This is a genomic window from Escherichia sp. E4702, assembly GCF_963883545.1.
Classification (GTDB): Bacteria; Pseudomonadota; Gammaproteobacteria; order Enterobacterales; family Enterobacteriaceae; genus Escherichia.
On the sequence record NZ_CAWORF010000005.1, the window covers coordinates 20,691 to 37,400 of the forward strand.

At 50.1% G+C, this 16,710-nt stretch carries 13 protein-coding genes and 1 pseudogene; 8 read left to right on the forward strand and 6 right to left on the reverse strand.

Going from position 1 to position 16,710, the window contains the following annotated elements; translation table 11 throughout:
* Positions 1-16: 16 nt before the first annotated feature.
* The 3 genes from pgk to mscS all read left to right on the forward strand — a co-directional run bounded on the left by pgk (position 17) and on the right by mscS (position 3,784).
* Entirely contained in the window at positions 17-1,180 is a 1,164-nt protein-coding gene (gene pgk / locus AACU94_RS01530) for a phosphoglycerate kinase (RefSeq protein ID WP_000111269.1), read from the forward strand.
* 141 nt (positions 1,181-1,321) lie between these two features.
* On the forward strand, positions 1,322-2,401 hold the full coding sequence (fbaA, locus tag AACU94_RS01535; protein ID WP_000034372.1) for a class II fructose-bisphosphate aldolase: 1,080 nt from the start codon (positions 1,322-1,324) through the stop codon (positions 2,399-2,401).
* Between the two features lie 525 nt (positions 2,402-2,926).
* A complete protein-coding gene (mscS, locus tag AACU94_RS01540) occupies positions 2,927-3,784 on the forward strand; it encodes a small-conductance mechanosensitive channel MscS (protein WP_130259410.1) in 858 nt (285 codons plus the stop codon).
* A gap of 39 nt (positions 3,785-3,823) precedes the next feature.
* Here the strand turns inward: mscS and AACU94_RS01545 are convergent, their stop codons facing one another.
* Positions 3,824-4,753, reverse strand: coding sequence for a hypothetical protein (locus AACU94_RS01545; protein ID WP_135488805.1), 930 nt, complete (start codon positions 4,751-4,753; stop codon positions 3,824-3,826).
* A 214-nt stretch (positions 4,754-4,967) separates the two neighbouring features.
* Here AACU94_RS01545 and argO point away from each other — a divergent pair, with 214 nt between their 5' ends.
* From argO to srsR, 3 genes are all read left to right on the forward strand, one after another.
* A complete protein-coding gene (argO, locus tag AACU94_RS01550) occupies positions 4,968-5,603 on the forward strand; it encodes an arginine exporter ArgO (protein WP_130217989.1) in 636 nt (211 codons plus the stop codon).
* A 92-nt stretch (positions 5,604-5,695) separates the two neighbouring features.
* Complete coding sequence (locus tag AACU94_RS01555) at positions 5,696-6,436, forward strand: oxidative stress defense protein (protein ID WP_064529765.1); 741 nt, start codon at positions 5,696-5,698, stop codon at positions 6,434-6,436.
* Positions 6,437-6,606: 170 nt separating this feature from the next.
* On the forward strand, positions 6,607-7,503 hold the full coding sequence (gene srsR / locus AACU94_RS01560; RefSeq protein ID WP_130207863.1) for a LysR family transcriptional regulator SrsR: 897 nt from the start codon (positions 6,607-6,609) through the stop codon (positions 7,501-7,503).
* Here srsR and scpC read toward each other — a convergent pair.
* The 5 genes and pseudogenes from scpC to argP form a co-directional block, all read right to left on the reverse strand.
* Positions 7,500-8,978 carry a propionyl-CoA:succinate CoA transferase gene (gene scpC, locus AACU94_RS01565; protein ID WP_130217987.1) on the reverse strand — a complete coding sequence of 493 codons (1,479 nt, stop codon included), beginning with the start codon at positions 8,976-8,978 and terminating at the stop codon, positions 7,500-7,502. The two genes, srsR and scpC, sit on opposite strands and share 4 nt — an antisense overlap.
* Positions 8,979-9,003: 25 nt before the next feature.
* Positions 9,004-9,789, reverse strand: a complete 786-nt coding sequence (gene scpB, locus AACU94_RS01570; protein ID WP_130258048.1) for a methylmalonyl-CoA decarboxylase — start codon at positions 9,787-9,789, stop codon at positions 9,004-9,006.
* Positions 9,790-9,799: 10 nt separating this feature from the next.
* A pseudogene (gene meaB / locus AACU94_RS01575) lies at positions 9,800-10,799 on the reverse strand (methylmalonyl Co-A mutase-associated GTPase MeaB).
* Entirely contained in the window at positions 10,792-12,936 is a 2,145-nt protein-coding gene (scpA, locus tag AACU94_RS01580) for a methylmalonyl-CoA mutase (protein ID WP_135488806.1), read from the reverse strand. Before scpA ends, meaB begins: the two are co-directional and overlap by 8 nt.
* 195 nt (positions 12,937-13,131) lie before the next feature.
* Positions 13,132-14,025 (reverse strand): DNA-binding transcriptional regulator ArgP, encoded by an 894-nt coding sequence (argP, locus tag AACU94_RS01585; protein ID WP_000828349.1) that lies wholly within the window; start codon positions 14,023-14,025, stop codon positions 13,132-13,134.
* A 392-nt stretch (positions 14,026-14,417) separates the two neighbouring features.
* Between argP and rpiA the strand changes: the two genes are divergently transcribed.
* Together rpiA and serA are read left to right on the forward strand one after the other, a co-directional pair.
* Positions 14,418-15,077 carry a ribose-5-phosphate isomerase RpiA gene (rpiA, locus tag AACU94_RS01590; protein WP_000189743.1) on the forward strand — a complete coding sequence of 220 codons (660 nt, stop codon included), beginning with the start codon at positions 14,418-14,420 and terminating at the stop codon, positions 15,075-15,077.
* Between the two features lie 254 nt (positions 15,078-15,331).
* A complete protein-coding gene (gene serA, locus AACU94_RS01595; RefSeq protein WP_130258051.1) occupies positions 15,332-16,564 on the forward strand; it encodes a phosphoglycerate dehydrogenase in 1,233 nt (410 codons plus the stop codon).
* The last annotated feature ends 146 nt before the right edge of the window (positions 16,565-16,710 follow it).

Below are 16,710 nucleotides of genomic sequence, written 5' to 3' on the forward strand. Positions count from 1 at the left end.
AACGAGAGGATTCACCATGTCTGTAATTAAGATGACCGATCTGGATCTTGCTGGGAAACGTGTATTTATCCGTGCGGATCTGAACGTACCAGTAAAAGACGGGAAAGTAACCAGCGACGCGCGTATCCGTGCTTCTCTGCCAACCATCGAACTGGCCCTGAAACAAGGCGCAAAAGTGATGGTAACTTCCCACCTGGGTCGTCCTACCGAAGGCGAGTACAATGAAGAATTCTCTCTGCTGCCGGTTGTTAACTACCTGAAAGACAAACTGTCTAACCCGGTTCGTCTGGTTAAAGATTACCTCGACGGCGTTGACGTTGCTGAAGGTGAACTGGTTGTTCTGGAAAACGTTCGCTTCAACAAAGGCGAGAAGAAAGACGACGAAACCCTGTCCAAAAAATACGCTGCACTGTGTGACGTGTTCGTAATGGACGCATTCGGTACTGCTCACCGCGCGCAAGCTTCTACTCACGGTATCGGTAAATTCGCTGATGTTGCGTGCGCAGGCCCGCTGCTGGCAGCTGAACTGGACGCGCTGGGTAAAGCACTGAAAGAACCTGCTCGCCCGATGGTGGCTATCGTTGGTGGTTCTAAAGTTTCTACCAAACTGACCGTTCTGGACTCCCTGTCTAAAATCGCTGACCAGCTGATCGTAGGTGGTGGGATCGCTAACACCTTTATCGCGGCACAAGGCCACGATGTGGGTAAATCCCTGTACGAAGCTGACCTGGTTGACGAAGCAAAACGTCTGCTGACCACCTGCAACATCCCGGTTCCGTCTGATGTTCGCGTAGCGACTGAGTTCTCTGAAACCGCTCCGGCTACTCTGAAATCTGTTAACGATGTGAAAGCTGACGAGCAGATCCTGGATATCGGTGATGCTTCCGCTCAGGAACTGGCTGAAATCCTGAAGAATGCGAAAACCATTCTGTGGAACGGTCCGGTTGGCGTGTTCGAATTCCCGAACTTCCGCAAAGGTACTGAAATCGTGGCTAACGCTATCGCAGACAGCGAAGCGTTCTCCATCGCTGGCGGCGGCGACACTCTGGCAGCAATCGACCTGTTCGGCATTGCTGACAAAATCTCCTACATCTCCACTGGCGGCGGCGCATTCCTCGAATTCGTGGAAGGTAAAGTACTGCCTGCAGTAGCGATGCTCGAAGAGCGCGCTAAGAAGTAAAAAATCACAGGGCAGGGAAACCTGCCCTTGTTGCAGCGCGCTTTTAAAGCACGCACTTTTTCATACTCTAAATAATTCGAGTTGCAGCACAGCAACTTGAGGTATGGCGAGTATAAGGCCCGACGATACAGGACAAGAGACATGTCTAAGATTTTTGATTTCGTAAAACCTGGCGTAATCACTGGTGATGACGTACAGAAAGTTTTCCAGGTAGCAAAAGAAAACAACTTCGCACTGCCAGCAGTAAACTGCGTCGGTACTGACTCCATCAACGCCGTACTGGAAACCGCTGCTAAAGTTAAAGCGCCGGTTATCGTTCAGTTCTCCAACGGTGGTGCTTCCTTTATCGCTGGTAAAGGCGTGAAATCTGACGTTCCGCAGGGCGCTGCTATCCTGGGTGCGATCTCTGGTGCGCATCACGTTCACCAGATGGCTGAACACTATGGTGTTCCGGTTATCCTGCATACCGACCACTGCGCGAAGAAACTGCTGCCGTGGATCGACGGTCTGCTGGACGCGGGTGAAAAACACTTCGCTGCTACCGGTAAGCCGCTGTTCTCTTCTCACATGATCGACCTGTCTGAAGAATCTCTGCAAGAGAACATCGAAATCTGCTCTAAATACCTGGAGCGCATGTCCAAAATCGGCATGACTCTGGAAATCGAACTGGGTTGCACCGGTGGTGAAGAAGACGGCGTGGACAACAGCCACATGGACGCTTCTGCACTGTACACCCAGCCGGAAGACGTTGATTACGCATACACCGAGCTGAGCAAAATCAGCCCGCGTTTCACCATCGCAGCGTCCTTCGGTAACGTACACGGTGTTTACAAGCCGGGTAACGTTGTTCTGACCCCGACCATCCTGCGTGATTCTCAGGAATATGTTTCTAAGAAACACAATCTGCCGCACAACAGCCTGAACTTCGTATTCCACGGTGGTTCCGGTTCTACTGCTCAGGAAATCAAAGACTCCGTAAGCTACGGTGTAGTTAAAATGAACATCGATACCGACACCCAATGGGCGACCTGGGAAGGTGTTCTGAACTACTACAAAGCGAACGAAGCTTACCTGCAGGGCCAGCTGGGCAACCCGAAAGGCGAAGATCAGCCGAACAAGAAATACTACGATCCGCGCGTATGGCTGCGTGCCGGTCAGACTTCGATGATCGCTCGTCTGGAAAAAGCATTCCAGGAACTGAACGCGATCGACGTTCTGTAAGATATTCCTTTCTGCTTATCTCAAGGCCCGCTCTGCGGGTCTTTTTTTCGCCAAAAGCAAAATTGCCTGATGCGCTACGCTTATCAGGCCTACACGTATCCTGCAATATATTGAATTTACAGATTTCTGTAGACCGAATAAGGCGTTCACGCCGCATCCGGTATGACAAATCGCACATTGTCATCTGTCTGAGACCCGCTCTGCGGGTCTTTTTTTCGCCAAAAGCAAAATTGCCTGATGCGCTACGCTTATCAGGCCTACACGTATCCTGCAATATATTGAATTTGCAGGTTTTTGTAGGCCGAATAAGGCGTTCACGCCGCATCCGGCATGACAAAGCGCACATTGTCATCTGTCTGAGGCCCGCTCTGCGGACCTTTTTTCGCCAAAAGCAAGGTGATGTACTTAAGAAATCTGTGATCTATTTGGCAAAATTATGCTTTATTGTTTACCCTTGTCAGACTGCCCGTCGTAAGGCGGCGGAGTATGTTTCTCCAATTTAAGTCAGTTGAAAAGGAATATTGAATGGAAGATTTGAAAGTTGTCGATAGCATAAACGGCGCAGGATCCTGGTTGGTAAATAACCAGGCGCTGTTGCTGAGTTATGCTGTAAACATCGTGGCGGCACTCGCGATCATCATCGTTGGTTTGATTATCGCGCGGATGATTTCCAACGCGGTGAATCGCCTGATGATCTCCCGTAACATAGATGCCACCGTTGCTGATTTTCTTTCTGCATTAATCCGTTACGCAATTATCGCCTTTACGTTAATTGCAGCACTGGGCCGCGTGGGCGTACAAACCGCATCGGTCATTGCCGTACTCGGTGCCGCAGGTTTAGCTGTAGGTCTGGCCTTGCAGGGTTCACTGTCTAACCTGGCTGCTGGCGTTTTGCTGGTTATGTTCCGCCCGTTCCGTGCAGGAGAATATGTTGACCTCGGCGGCGTTGCTGGTACTGTGCAGAGTGTGCAGATTTTCTCCACCACCATGCGTACCGCAGACGGTAAAATAATTGTTATTCCGAACGGTAAAATTATTGCCGGTAATATTATTAACTTCTCTCGTGAGCCGGCGCGCCGTAACGAATTTATTATTGGCGTAGCGTATGATTCTGATATCGATCAGGTTAAGCAGATCCTGACCGATATTATTCAGTCCGAAGATCGTATTTTAAAAGATCGTGAAATTACCGTACGCCTGAACGAACTGGGCGCATCGTCGATTAATTTCGTCGTGCGTGCCTGGAGCAACAGTGGCGATCTGCAAAACGTGTACTGGGATGTGCTGGAACGTATTAAACGTGAATTTGATGCTGCTGGCATCAGCTTCCCGTATCCGCAAATGGATGTGAACTTCAAGCGGGTGAAAGAGAGCAATAGCTAATTATGTACGAGGGCTTATCAAGGTGATAAGCCCTCATTTTTAACAACTAAAATCAAACTGCATATTTTTAAAGTCCAGCCAGGCATTACCTGCACCGAAATTATATCCACCGAAATACTCTTCAAACTCAATATAATAAGGCGACATTCCGTTTGGTATAGACTGCACGGGCGCCATTGAACCACCGAGATGATTGGGCAAATGTGCACTATGCCACTGGTGAGTTTCACATTTACTTTTTCCCTCTGCATCTTTAGAAAAATATCGAATGGACTGATATTCCGTATTATTTCTTTCTGTGGGGCTAATTCCCGCATTAGGATCAAAAGCGCGCGGCTCGCATGAAATCGCCAGATTGAAAGCCAGCGACTGCTCAGGAATGGTGCCCATTTTACGGTATACAAAATTGCTTTCAGGCGTATCTTTTGGCCTGACGTTAGCCTGAAAATAACTAAAAGCACTGCCGATAGTCAGCCATTCTGGCGTATCTTGCTGGTCGCGATAGTGGTTAGGTATAAGTTCAGGCGGCTCACAAAATGGGCCGTTGAACTCGTGCTGGGTGAGTAAAATCACCGCATAAGAACAGCCTAATATATCTTCCATCCGAAATAGCCGTGGATGTCGTTGCTTTTCTGCCTGCCAGAAAACATAAAGATCTGGATCTTCAGGTGGGGGGCAGGATTCAAAATTCTCAAACACATCCAATATTGCTTCTGTACAGGGTGTTCCGCCATCGTTGTGCTCGGGCGCAACAGCAAAGAAAGATAACGCGACAATCTCTGGCCCATAAATCCGATAATCTTCCGGCAACAGCAGGGTAAATCCATGATTCAATGGGAAACCATTATTTGGATCCAGCGGCCACTGTTCGGGCGTTATGCCTGGCGGTAGGCCAAAGCACCAACCTTGTTGGCGCGGCATATTTTCGTGGATAGGGTAGGGGAGAAGAGTGAGATCATAGGCTTGCACAGTGTTAGTCCTTTACAACGCGAGCAGGAAAGAGAGCCATAACGCCGTTTATGTTATGGGGAATGATGAGATCTTTATCCTAAAATCAGTTACCGAATAGAATTATTTATTTTTTTATTAAAATTATTTATATGCTATTAGCATTATAAATTTTATCTAATAACAATCCCGCGCTATAGTCTCTTTATCAGATAATTAGTTCGGAATGTTCAACGTGTTTTCTTATTATTTTCAAGGGCTTGCTCTTGGTGCTGCTATGATTCTGCCGCTTGGTCCGCAAAATGCTTTTGTGATGAATCAGGGCATTCGTCGTCAGTACCACATTATGATTGCTTTGCTCTGCGCGATAAGCGATTTGGTCCTGATTTGCGCCGGGATTTTTGGTGGTAGCGCGTTATTGATGCAGTCACCGTGGTTGCTGGCGCTGGTGACCTGGGGCGGTGTGGCCTTCTTGCTGTGGTATGGCTTTGGTGCTTTTAAAACGGCGATGAGCAGCAATATTGAGCTGGTTAGTGCTGAAGTGATGAAGCAGGGACGTTGGAAAATTATTGCCACTATGCTGGCGGTAACCTGGCTGAATCCGCATGTTTACCTGGATACCTTTGTGGTATTGGGCAGTCTGGGCGGGCAACTTGAGCCAGATCCCAAACGTTGGTTTGCGCTCGGGACGATCAGTGCCTCTTTCCTGTGGTTTTTTGGTCTGGCGTTATTAGCCGCCTGGCTGGCGCCGCGTTTGCGTACCGCCAAAGCGCAGCGCATTATCAATCTCGTGGTGGGCTGCGTTATGTGGATTATCGCCCTACAACTGGCGAAAGAGGGTGTTGCTCATGCACAAGCCTTGTTCAGTTAGGCGCTATCTGATGGAAAAATAAAACAGAGACGCTAAGCTTGCCTCCAGAGGTCCTGAGTTTTGGGCAAGTCAATTAACACGGAGAGACTAACGTGAAGTTCAAAGTTATCGCCCTGGCGGCATTGATGGGTTTCAGCGGGATGGCTGTGCAGGCCAATGAACTACCGGATGGTCCGCACATTGTCACTTCAGGAACGGCAAGCGTTGATGCGGTGCCAGATATCGCTATTCTTGCTATTGAAGTTAACGTGACGGCGAAGGATGCCGCTTCTGCCAAGAAGCAGGCGGATGAGCGCGTCGCGCAATATATCTCTTTCCTTGAACTCAATCAGATCGCGAAAAAAGATATCAGTTCCGCGAATTTGCGTACCCAGCCAGACTACGATTACCAGGATGGTAAAAGTATCCTGAAAGGCTATCGTGCCGTGAGAACGGTGGAAGTCACGCTTCGTCAGTTAGACAAACTGAATTCCTTGCTGGATGGCGCGCTGAAGGCCGGACTCAACGAAATTCGTTCTGTGTCGTTGGGCGTGGCACAGCCAGATGCCTATAAAGACAAAGCGCGTAAGGCAGCGATTGATAACGCGATTCATCAGGCTCAGGAGCTGGCGAACGGCTTTAATCGCAAACTGGGGCCGGTATATAGCGTGCGCTACCATGTTTCCAATTATCAGCCCAGCCCAATGGTACGCATGATGAAAGCCGATGCCGCACCGGTTTCCGCCCAGGAAACTTACGAGCAGGCCGCTATTCAGTTTGATGATCAGGTCGATGTGGTCTTCCAGTTAGAACCAGTGGATCAACAACCCGCTAAAACACCTGCCGCACAATAATACTTGTAGCCCGACTCATTTGTCGGGCTAATGTCTTTATCTGATATCGCCTCATTTTTCTGTAATTTTCTGTAAAACCATGACATAAGCACCTATCTTTGCTTGCGATTTCATTAAGGATTAGCTTACTGAAACGGTTAAGCGGACAGGGATGTTTGGAGGAAGCGGCGATGGATATTTTTATTTCGAAAAAGATGCGCAATTTTATTTTATTAGCGCAAACCAATAATATTGCCCGAGCGGCAGAAAAGCTACATATGACAGCTTCGCCGTTCGGCAAAAGTATTGCCGCGCTAGAGGAGCAAATTGGTTATACATTATTTACCCGTAAAGATAATAACATCAGCCTTAATAAAGCCGGGCAGGAGCTTTATCAAAAGCTTTTCCCGGTTTACCAACGGCTTTCTGCTATCGATAATGAAATTCATAATTCTGGACGTCGTTCTCGTGAAATTGTGATTGGTATCGATAATACCTATCCGACGATTATTTTTGATCAGTTAATTAGCCTGGGTGATAAGTACGAAGGCGTGACGGCCCAGCCGGTTGAATTCAGCGAAAATGAGGTTATCGACAATCTCTTCTATCGTCAGCTTGATTTTATTATTTCTCCGCAGCATGTTTCCGCTCGTGTACACGGGTTGGATAATCTAACAATGAGTGAACTGCCGCCGCTGCGACTGGGGTTTCTCGTTTCTCGCCGTTATGAAGAGCGTCAGGAGCAGGAGTTGTTACAGGAGTTGCCCTGGTTACAGATGCGCTTTCAAAACCGTGCTAATTATGAAGCGATGATTGATGCGAACATGCGCCCTTGTGGGATCAATCCAACAATTATTTATCGCCCATACAGTTTTATGGCCAAAATCAGCGCCGTTGAGCACGGACATTTTCTTACGGTGATCCCACATTTTGCATGGCGGCTGGTGAACCCAGCTACGTTGAAATATTTTGACGCACCGCATACGCCAATGTATATGCAGGAATACCTTTATTCACTGAAAAATCATCGCTATACCGCCACGCTGCTACAGCAAATTGCTGAAGATCGTGACGGTACGAGCGATTAACCTAGCATTGAGCCCGTTTCGATCAAATTGCGATGCAGATCGAAAACGTGGCTAAGATCGTGGTGAATATGCCCGCCGGGTGCATTCTCCAGATAGCGATGCAGATAGTCACGGTACATCGGATGTGCGCAGTTATCGATGATAGTGCGCGCGCGCTGAAGTGGAGAGAGGCCACGCAAGTCGGCGATCCCTTGCTCTGTGATGATCACTTTCACGCTGTGTTCGCTGTGATCAACATGGCTGCACATAGGCACGACGGTTGAGATCTTGCCTTCTTTAGCAATCGACGGTGCCATAAAGATCGACAGATACGCGTTGCGTTCAAAATCACCGCTACCGCCGATACCATTCATTAAATTAACGCCGACTACGTGCGTTGAGTTGGCGTGGCCGTAAATATCAAACTCGAGGCCGACATTCAGAGCGATAACACCAAGGCGGCGGATAATTTCTGGGTTATTGGAAATCTCTTGCGGACGTAACACAATGCGACTGGCGAAGTAATCCATATTGGCGTAAATCTTGCGCAGTGAATCGGCAGAAATTGTCAGACTGGAGGCGCTGGCCCCGGTAATTTTGCCGGTTTCCAGAAGATGAACCACAGACTCCTGTAGCACTTCTGAATACATCATAAACGGAGGAATTTCCGGGTTTTCCCCCAGACGCGCCATTACCGCATTATTGATGTTGCCTACCCCGCTTTGCAGTGGCAGAAATTCCCGCGGAATGCGCCCCTGCGCCATTTCGCGCAACAAGAAGGTGACCACATTGTCGGCGATTTGCTGGCACATGGGATTTTGTTTATCCAGCGAGTTACCTGCATCAGGTAAGTTGGTTTCCACGACGGCGACAATTTTTTTCGGATCGATTTGTACATAGCGGGTACCGACGCGATCCATCGCATGGAAGATCGACACGCTATTACGTCGCGGTGGTGCGCCAGGAGTCACAATATCCGCCAGTTCTGCAACGCGCGGATCGTGATAATGATTGAGTTCAATGATCACTTTCTTTGCACGCAGCAACCAGGTTGGTGCATTACCGATCCCACTGGTTAACCAGACGCGCCCATCCGGAGCGAGGGCTGAGGCTTCAATTACCGCAACATCGATGTCGCCGAAAAAGCCGTAGTTGACCATTTGCGCAACTTCGCTCAAATGCAGATCAACAAAACTAACCGATCCCTGATTGATCTTTTTACGTAATCCCGATGATGTCTGGTATGGCGCGCGCCATGAAACGGCGTCAGCTTCAGAGAGTATGTCATCGGCGGCGGCGCTAATCGACGCTCCGGTCAGCAGGCGAATTTGATACGGTTTTTTCGCCTCATGTTGTTCATTGGCGCGACGGGCAATGGCGACAGGAAGAGCCTTGGGCGAACCCGCAGGAGTAAAACCACTGAATGCCACCATATCGTTGTGCTGGATTATTTCCGCCGCTTCATCGGCGGTCATCCTTGTCCGGGTAATATTCATCCTTTGCTCCTTAGTTCGTGGATCATTAATGACCGACGAAATTAGGTTTACGTTTTTCCAGGAAGGCGTTCATACCTTCCTGATAATCTTCGCTGTCATAAACCGCCCGGCGCATCCCTTGAATACGCTCAAATTCATCTGAATTCATGGTGTGCGCTTCACCCAACACGCGCAGCTCTTCCTTGATTACTGCAATGGCTAACGGCGCTTTTTCGGAAATGTGGTGAGCCATTTGTAAGGTGAAATCTTCCAGTTCATCGGCCTCAACAACGTGGTTGAGAATGCCAACAGCCAGCGCGCGTTGAGCGGTGATTGGCGAAGCGGTAAAAATCAGCTCTTTGACAATGTGGAAGCCCGCGTCACGAGTCAGGTTGTGGATCCCCACCAGGTTATACGGTACGCCCAGATTGACTGGCGTCATTGAGAAGGTAGAAGTACTGGCGGCGATGATCAGATCAGAGCTCATGATCATTTCAAATGCGCCCCCCCAGACGCTACCTTCGACCATCGAAATTACCGGTTTGGGGCATTTTTGGATCACGCGGGTAATTTGACGTAGCGGATCATCGTAAGAGAGCGGATCGCGACCTCCTGACGGCAACTCATGAATGTCGTGACCTGCGGAAAAGACTTTGGAACCACTTGGGGCGCGCAGAATGATGCAGCGGATTTCTGGACGATTGAGATCGTTTAATGCCTGAATCAGGTCATCAATAAAGACTTTACTTAACGCATTGAGTTTGCGGGCATAGTTAAACTCAATGACCGCCACTTTGTTGATGATGGCTACATTAACATACTGATAAGACATAAAAATTCCCTTAATTAAAATACTGAGTCTGGATAAAATCACTGAGCTGCCGCAAACCTGTGCGCGGCGAGAGCATATTATTTTTGACCGCTAATAGCGTTTGGCTGTAATAGCGATCGAAATCTTCATTAGTGAACAGGTGGTGCAGCACCTCTTCTTCGGTCTGTTTACGCAGCCATTCCACCGATTGTTGTTGCCGCACCTGTTGTAAACGACCGCTGGTAGTCAGTGCGGTTTTGAAATCGATAATTGCGCGCCATATCTCATCGATACCGCATTTTTCTAGTGCACTACAGGTGAGGACCTGTGGCTGCCATTCGTCATATTTGCGGCGCAGAATATGCAGAGCGCTTTCGTACATATGGCGGGTAATGGCGACATTCGTGTGGTTATCACCATCATCTTTGTTGATGACAATCAGATCTGCCATCTCCATCAAACCCTTTTTAATGCCCTGGAGATCATCGCCGCCACCAGCAATCTGTAGCGAGATAAAGCAGTCCACCATGCGGGCGACTTCCGTTTCTGACTGCCCGACGCCGACGGTTTCAACGATCACCACGTCATAACCCGCCGCTTCACATAACAGCATTAACTCCCGCGCCCGCTGGCTGGCGCCGCCAAGGTGACCAGATGACGGAACCGGGCGAATAAATGCTGCATCGGCACGCGCCAGTTCGGTCATGCGAGTCTTATCCCCAAGGATGCTGCCACCGGTTACTGGACTGCTGGGGTCGACCGCGATAACCGCGACCTTAAGCCCCTGGCGAATCAGTAACATGCCAAAGGCTTCAAGAAAGGTACTTTTTCCTGCTCCTGGCGTGCCGTAGCAACGCCCAGTCGCAGGGTCAGTTCACCACAAACGGCATGATGGCATCAAGCAGTTGAGTGCTGAGTGCCTGATGGCGAGGGTGACGGCTCTCAACCAGCGTCATGGCCTGAGCGAGCGTGGCTCGCTCACCCAGACGTAGGCGTCGAATGCTGTCTGCCAGCGTGGCTTCGTTAATCATGATGTTGGCTAATCCGGTTCAGCACATCACGCACGCTGTCAAGCATGGGAGTACCAGGACCGTAAATCGCCGCCACGCCACGCTCTTGCAGGAAGGCATAATCTTGCGGCGGAATAACGCCACCGGCGACCACGCAAATATCTTCGCGCCCCCATTTTTTCAGGGCTTCAATCAGTTCCGGGATCAGCGTTTTATGTCCTGCTGCAAGCGAGGATGCGCCCACCACATGAACGTCGTTTTCCACTGCCAGGCGGGCGATCTCTTCCGGCGTGGAGAACATGGGACTCAAATCAACGTCGAAACCAAGATCGGAATAGGCGCTGGCAATGACTTTCGCTCCGCGATCGTGTCCATCTTGTCCCATTTTGGCGATCAGAATGCGCGGGCGACGACCATTGTCGGCAAGGAACAGCTCCGTTTGCGCAACAATTGCATCAAACTCGGAGGCTGATTTTTCCGACTGATGATAGCTTTGCGCAATGACGCCGGTAACACACTGGCTCGGTACCAGATAACGGTCAAAAGCGGCTTCCAGCGCATCGGATATTTCACCCAGCGTCGCGCGAACGCGAGCCGCATTAACAGCGGCAGCCAGCAGGTTTTCGTTATGCTGTGCAGCGTGAGTCAGAGCGTTCAATGCGGCGGTTACGGCGGCATCATCACGGGTGGCGCGAATGCGTTCCAGCGAAGCAATTTGCTCGTTACGCACCATCACGTTGTCGATTTCAAGGACATCAGTTTCATCTTCGTGATCCAGTTTGTACTTGTTGACGCCGACGATCACGCGTTTGCCCTGGTCGATCAACGACTGTTCACGAGCAGACGCTTCTTCGATCATCCTTTTTGGCAGACCTGCTTCGATCGCCTTCGCCATGCCTCCGGCTTCGTCGATCTGATCAATGATGGCTCTGGCCTGTTTCACGATCTGATCGGTTAGTGACTCAACGTAATAAGAACCGGCCAGCGGATCGACGGTGCGACAGAGTTCTGACTCTTCCTGAATAATGATCTGGGTGTTACGGGCAATACGTGCCGAAAAATCGGTCGGCAAACCAAGCGCTTCATCAAAGGCATTTGTATGCAGCGACTGGGTTCCGCCAAGGGTAGCTGCCAACGCTTCAATGGTGGTGCGGATAACGTTGTTATACGGATCCTGTTCGGTGAGACTCCAGCCGGAGGTTTGACAGTGGGTGCGTAGCGCCAGCGATTTCGGATCTTTGGCACCAAACCCGCTTACTGCTTCGCTCCAGAGATAGCGTGCGGCGCGCAGCATGGCGACGTTCATAAACAGGTCCATGCCGATACCAAAGAAGAACGACAGGCGCGGGGCGAAGTCATCAATTTTTAAGCCAGCAGAGAGAGCGGCTTTGATGTACTCAATCCCATCGGCGAGAGTAAACGCCACCTGTTGCACACAGTTCGCACCGGCTTCGCCCATGTGGTAGCCGCTGATGCTAATGGTATTGAAGCGCGGCATATTGCTGGAACACCAGGCGATAATGTCAGCGATAATGCGCATAGAAGGTTTCGGTGGGTAAATATAGGTATTGCGGCAGAGGTACTCTTTGAGGATATCGTTCTGAATTGTACCCGTCAGTTTATCGGGGGGAACGCCTTGCTCTTCTGCCGCCACGATATAAAAGGCCAGCACTGGCAGGACTGCGCCGTTCATGGTCATCGAAACCGACATTTTATCCAGCGGTATTTGGTCGAAGAGCACCTTCATATCTTCTACGGTATCGATAGCGACGCCCGCTTTGCCAACATCGCCCGCCACGCGCGGGTTATCGGAGTCGTAGCCACGGTGGGTGGCAAGGTCAAACGCCACGGAAAGACCTTTTTGCCCGGCAGCCAGGTTACGGCGATAAAAAGCGTTGGACTCTTTGGCGGTCGAGAAACCGGCATACTGACGGATGGTCCACGGTTGGGCGGTATACATGGTGGCGCGGGGACCACGAACATAGGGCGGCAAGCCAGGAAGGGTACCGGTCACTTCCAGATTGTCGAGATCGGCTTCGGTATACAGTGGCTTGATGGCGATCCCTTCCGCCGTTTGCTGAACCAGTGAGTCGACGGTTTTCTCCCGACGGCTCAACTCCTTGTTGGCAAGCTGTTGCCACTCTTGCACGTTTGACATTATTTGCTCCATAAAACGCAATAAAAATGAGGGTGTTTGCGCTTACGGTGAGCTTTTTATACGGGTTTGTCGCCAGCAAAAAAAATGGAATGGGGCGTCGTTTTTTGCCGTGTGAGATTTGTCTGTTTTGTGATGTTATTCAAAGAATAAAAAAGAAAAACGCCTGATATGTGCTACCAGGCGTTAACTGATTGATTAATCCTGACGAAGCACTTTGTGACCATAGTCGAGCAAAGCATCAGTGACTTTACGCATCATGCGGCTTTCTGGGGCAAAGCGATGCCAGTAAAGCATTCGCCGTTGGAATAGCCCGGGCGTCAGATCAATCAACTCTCCGCTGGCCAATTCTTTTTCAATTTGCAGGTGTGGGATCATACAGCAGGTTGTACCCTGGCGAGCGAGCTGCACGAAGGCTTCGGACGAGTTAACGATATGGCACGGTACGCTACCTGGCGGCAGATCGAAGTTTTGCTGCAAAAATGCCTGGTGCATATCGTCAAGATGGTCAAACGCGACTACTGGTGCTTTGAGCAGCGCAGAGCGGCTTACTCCGTTGGGGAAGTATTTCTCGGCAAATGGTTTGGAGCTGACGAACAGATAGTCGAGCGCGCCAAGTTTATCGACCAGGCAACTAGGCAGCGCCTGATGTTGAATACTCACCGCGCCGACCACTTCACCTCGGCGCAGACGCTCCTGGGTGCGAGTTTCATCTTCTACCTGTAAGTTCAGACGAATAGGCGAATCAGCCAGTACAGGAGCCAGTGCCGGAAGCAACCAGGTTGCCAGACTGTCGGCGTTGACTGCCAGCGAGAGCAGTAGTGGGGTGGAACCGGTTTGTTCATCGCCAAGCCACTCTTCTTCCAGCAGCTCGACCTGGCGAAGCAGTGCCAGTAATTTTTGTCCTTGTTCTGTCGGGCGCGGGGGAACTGTTCGCACCAACAGCGGCTGCCCGAACATATTTTCCAGTTGCTTAATGCGCTGTGAGACGGCTGATTGCGTAATGCACAACTTTTGTGCCGCGCGCTCAAATCCTCGTTCACGTATCACCGCATCCAGTGCCTGTAATGTCCTGTAGTCCGGGCGTTTCATTTCTCTAACCTGCTCCTCAAATATTCTCATGCCGAACTATGACATAATTTTGCTTTGGTTACAGAGTATTTAACGCATACAAAAGCGGTCATAGTGGACATTTTGGTTGGCAATACCGTGCTTTCTAAGCCTTTGTGAAGTACCCAGGCCGTGTGTTGTAAAGGTTGGTTTATCGGCCAATAATCCCATTGCGTCTGCGCGGGAGAACGGAGAGTTGGTGCAACGGTTTATGCAGTGGAGCTGAATATCAGGCCCCTTGTCTATCTTTTTCCTGAAGAGCAACATTGCCCGTTATTTTATGGATGAGTTAACCACGCGGCTTGCCAACGGGGTCTGAATCGCTTTTTTTGTATATAATGCGTGTGAAATTTCATACCACAGGCGAAACGATCATGACGCAGGATGAATTGAAAAAAGCAGTAGGATGGGCGGCACTTCAGTATGTTCAGCCCGGCACCATTGTTGGTGTAGGTACAGGTTCCACCGCCGCACACTTTATTGACGCGCTCGGTACAATGAAAGGCCAGATTGAAGGGGCCGTTTCCAGTTCAGATGCTTCCACTGAAAAACTGAAAAGCCTCGGCATTCACGTTTTTGATCTCAATGAAGTCGACAGCCTTGGCATCTACGTTGATGGCGCAGATGAAATCAACGGCCACATGCAAATGATCAAAGGCGGCGGCGCGGCGCTGACTCGTGAAAAAATCATTGCTTCGGTTGCGGAAAAATTTATCTGTATTGCAGATGCTTCCAAGCAGGTTGATATTCTGGGCAAATTCCCGCTGCCAGTAGAAGTTATCCCGATGGCACGTAGTGCAGTGGCGCGCCAGCTGGTGAAACTGGGCGGTCGTCCGGAATACCGTCAGGGCGTGGTGACCGATAATGGCAACGTGATCCTCGACGTCCACGGCATGGAAATCCTTGACCCGATCGCGATGGAAAACGCTATAAATGCGATTCCTGGCGTGGTGACCGTTGGCTTGTTTGCTAACCGTGGCGCGGACGTTGCGCTGATCGGCACACCTGACGGTGTCAAAACCATTGTGAAATGATCTGACGGGGGAACCTCCCCCGTTAAAAAAATTCTCTTCATTAAATTTGGTGACATGTGTCACGTTTTTACCAGGCTATTGTCGATTGCTCTAAATAAATCCTCTAAACCAGCATATTCATCCAAGAAATACCTTTGCGTGATATTTCCTCAACATCGCGACGCAAACGTTCATATTGCCGCAATATTATTTTTTGATATGTTGAAAGGCGGACGCAAATCCGCACACAACATTTCAAAGACAGGATTGGGTAAATGGCAAAGGTATCGCTGGAGAAAGACAAGATTAAGTTTCTGCTGGTAGAAGGTGTGCATCAAAAGGCGCTCGAAAGCCTTCGCGCGGCAGGTTACACCAACATCGAATTTCACAAAGGCGCGCTGGATGATGAACAATTAAAAGAATCCATCCGCGATGCCCACTTCATCGGCTTGCGATCCCGTACCCATCTGACCGAAGACGTGATCAACGCTGCTGAAAAACTGGTCGCTATTGGCTGTTTCTGCATTGGGACCAACCAGGTTGATTTGAATGCTGCGGCAAAACGCGGGATCCCGGTATTTAATGCCCCGTTTTCAAATACGCGTTCCGTTGCTGAGCTGGTGATTGGCGAACTTCTGCTGCTATTACGCGGAGTGCCGGAAGCCAACGCCAAAGCGCACCGTGGCGTATGGAACAAGCTGGCCGCAGGCTCTTTTGAAGCGCGCGGCAAAAAGCTGGGCATTATTGGTTATGGTCATATTGGTACACAACTGGGCATTCTGGCGGAATCGCTGGGGATGTATGTTTACTTCTATGATATTGAAAACAAACTGCCGTTGGGCAACGCCACTCAGGTGCAACATCTTTCCGACCTGCTGAATATGAGCGATGTAGTGAGTCTGCATGTGCCAGAGAATGCGTCTACTAAAAATATGATGGGCGCGAAAGAGATCGCGCTGATGAAGCCCGGCTCGCTACTGATTAACGCTTCGCGCGGAACGGTGGTCGATATTCCGGCGCTGTGTGACGCGCTGGCGAGCAAACATCTGGCAGGGGCCGCAATCGACGTGTTCCCGACGGAACCGGCGACTAACAGCGATCCGTTTACCTCTCCGCTGTGCGAATTCGACAACGTCCTTCTGACGCCACACATTGGCGGTTCGACTCAGGAAGCGCAGGAGAATATCGGCCTGGAAGTTGCGGGCAAATTAATCAAGTACTCTGACAATGGCTCCACACTCTCTGCGGTGAACTTCCCGGAAGTCTCGCTGCCGCTGCATGGTGGACGCCGTCTGATGCACATTCACGAAAACCGCCCGGGCGTGCTGACTGCGCTGAACAAAATATTTGCCGAGCAGGGCGTCAACATTGCCGCGCAATATCTGCAAACTTCTGCACAGATGGGTTACGTCGTTATTGATATTGAAGCTGACGAAGACGTTGCTGAAAAAGCGTTACAGGCCATGAAAGCTATTCCGGGTACTGTTCGCGCCCGTCTGCTGTACTAATTTTCCTTCTCTGACAATCAACGGGCAGGTCACTGACTTGCCCGTTTTTTTATCCCTTTTACCGCGCTAATTACGGCATTTGCATCGCTGTGTAATCGCCTTTGCGAGCCTGCTCGAAGAAATAAATTAAAGCCAGATCAATGCGT

Excerpts from the sequence above, each read along its gene's own strand:
- pgk (WP_000111269.1), top strand. The coding sequence starts at position 17 with ATGTCTGTAATTAAGATGACCGATCTGGATCTTGCTGGGAAACGTGTA.
- fbaA (WP_000034372.1), top strand. The coding sequence starts at position 1,322 with ATGTCTAAGATTTTTGATTTCGTAAAACCTGGCGTAATCACTGGTGAT.
- mscS (WP_130259410.1), top strand. The coding sequence starts at position 2,927 with ATGGAAGATTTGAAAGTTGTCGATAGCATAAACGGCGCAGGATCCTGG.
- srsR (WP_130207863.1), top strand. The coding sequence starts at position 6,607 with ATGGATATTTTTATTTCGAAAAAGATGCGCAATTTTATTTTATTAGCG.
- scpC (WP_130217987.1), bottom strand. The coding sequence starts at position 8,978 with ATGAATATTACCCGGACAAGGATGACCGCCGATGAAGCGGCGGAAATA.
- scpB (WP_130258048.1), bottom strand. The coding sequence starts at position 9,789 with ATGTCTTATCAGTATGTTAATGTAGCCATCATCAACAAAGTGGCGGTC.
- scpA (WP_135488806.1), bottom strand. The coding sequence starts at position 12,936 with ATGTCAAACGTGCAAGAGTGGCAACAGCTTGCCAACAAGGAGTTGAGC.
- argP (WP_000828349.1), bottom strand. The coding sequence starts at position 14,025 with ATGAAACGCCCGGACTACAGGACATTACAGGCACTGGATGCGGTGATA.
- rpiA (WP_000189743.1), top strand. The coding sequence starts at position 14,418 with ATGACGCAGGATGAATTGAAAAAAGCAGTAGGATGGGCGGCACTTCAG.
- serA (WP_130258051.1), top strand. The coding sequence starts at position 15,332 with ATGGCAAAGGTATCGCTGGAGAAAGACAAGATTAAGTTTCTGCTGGTA.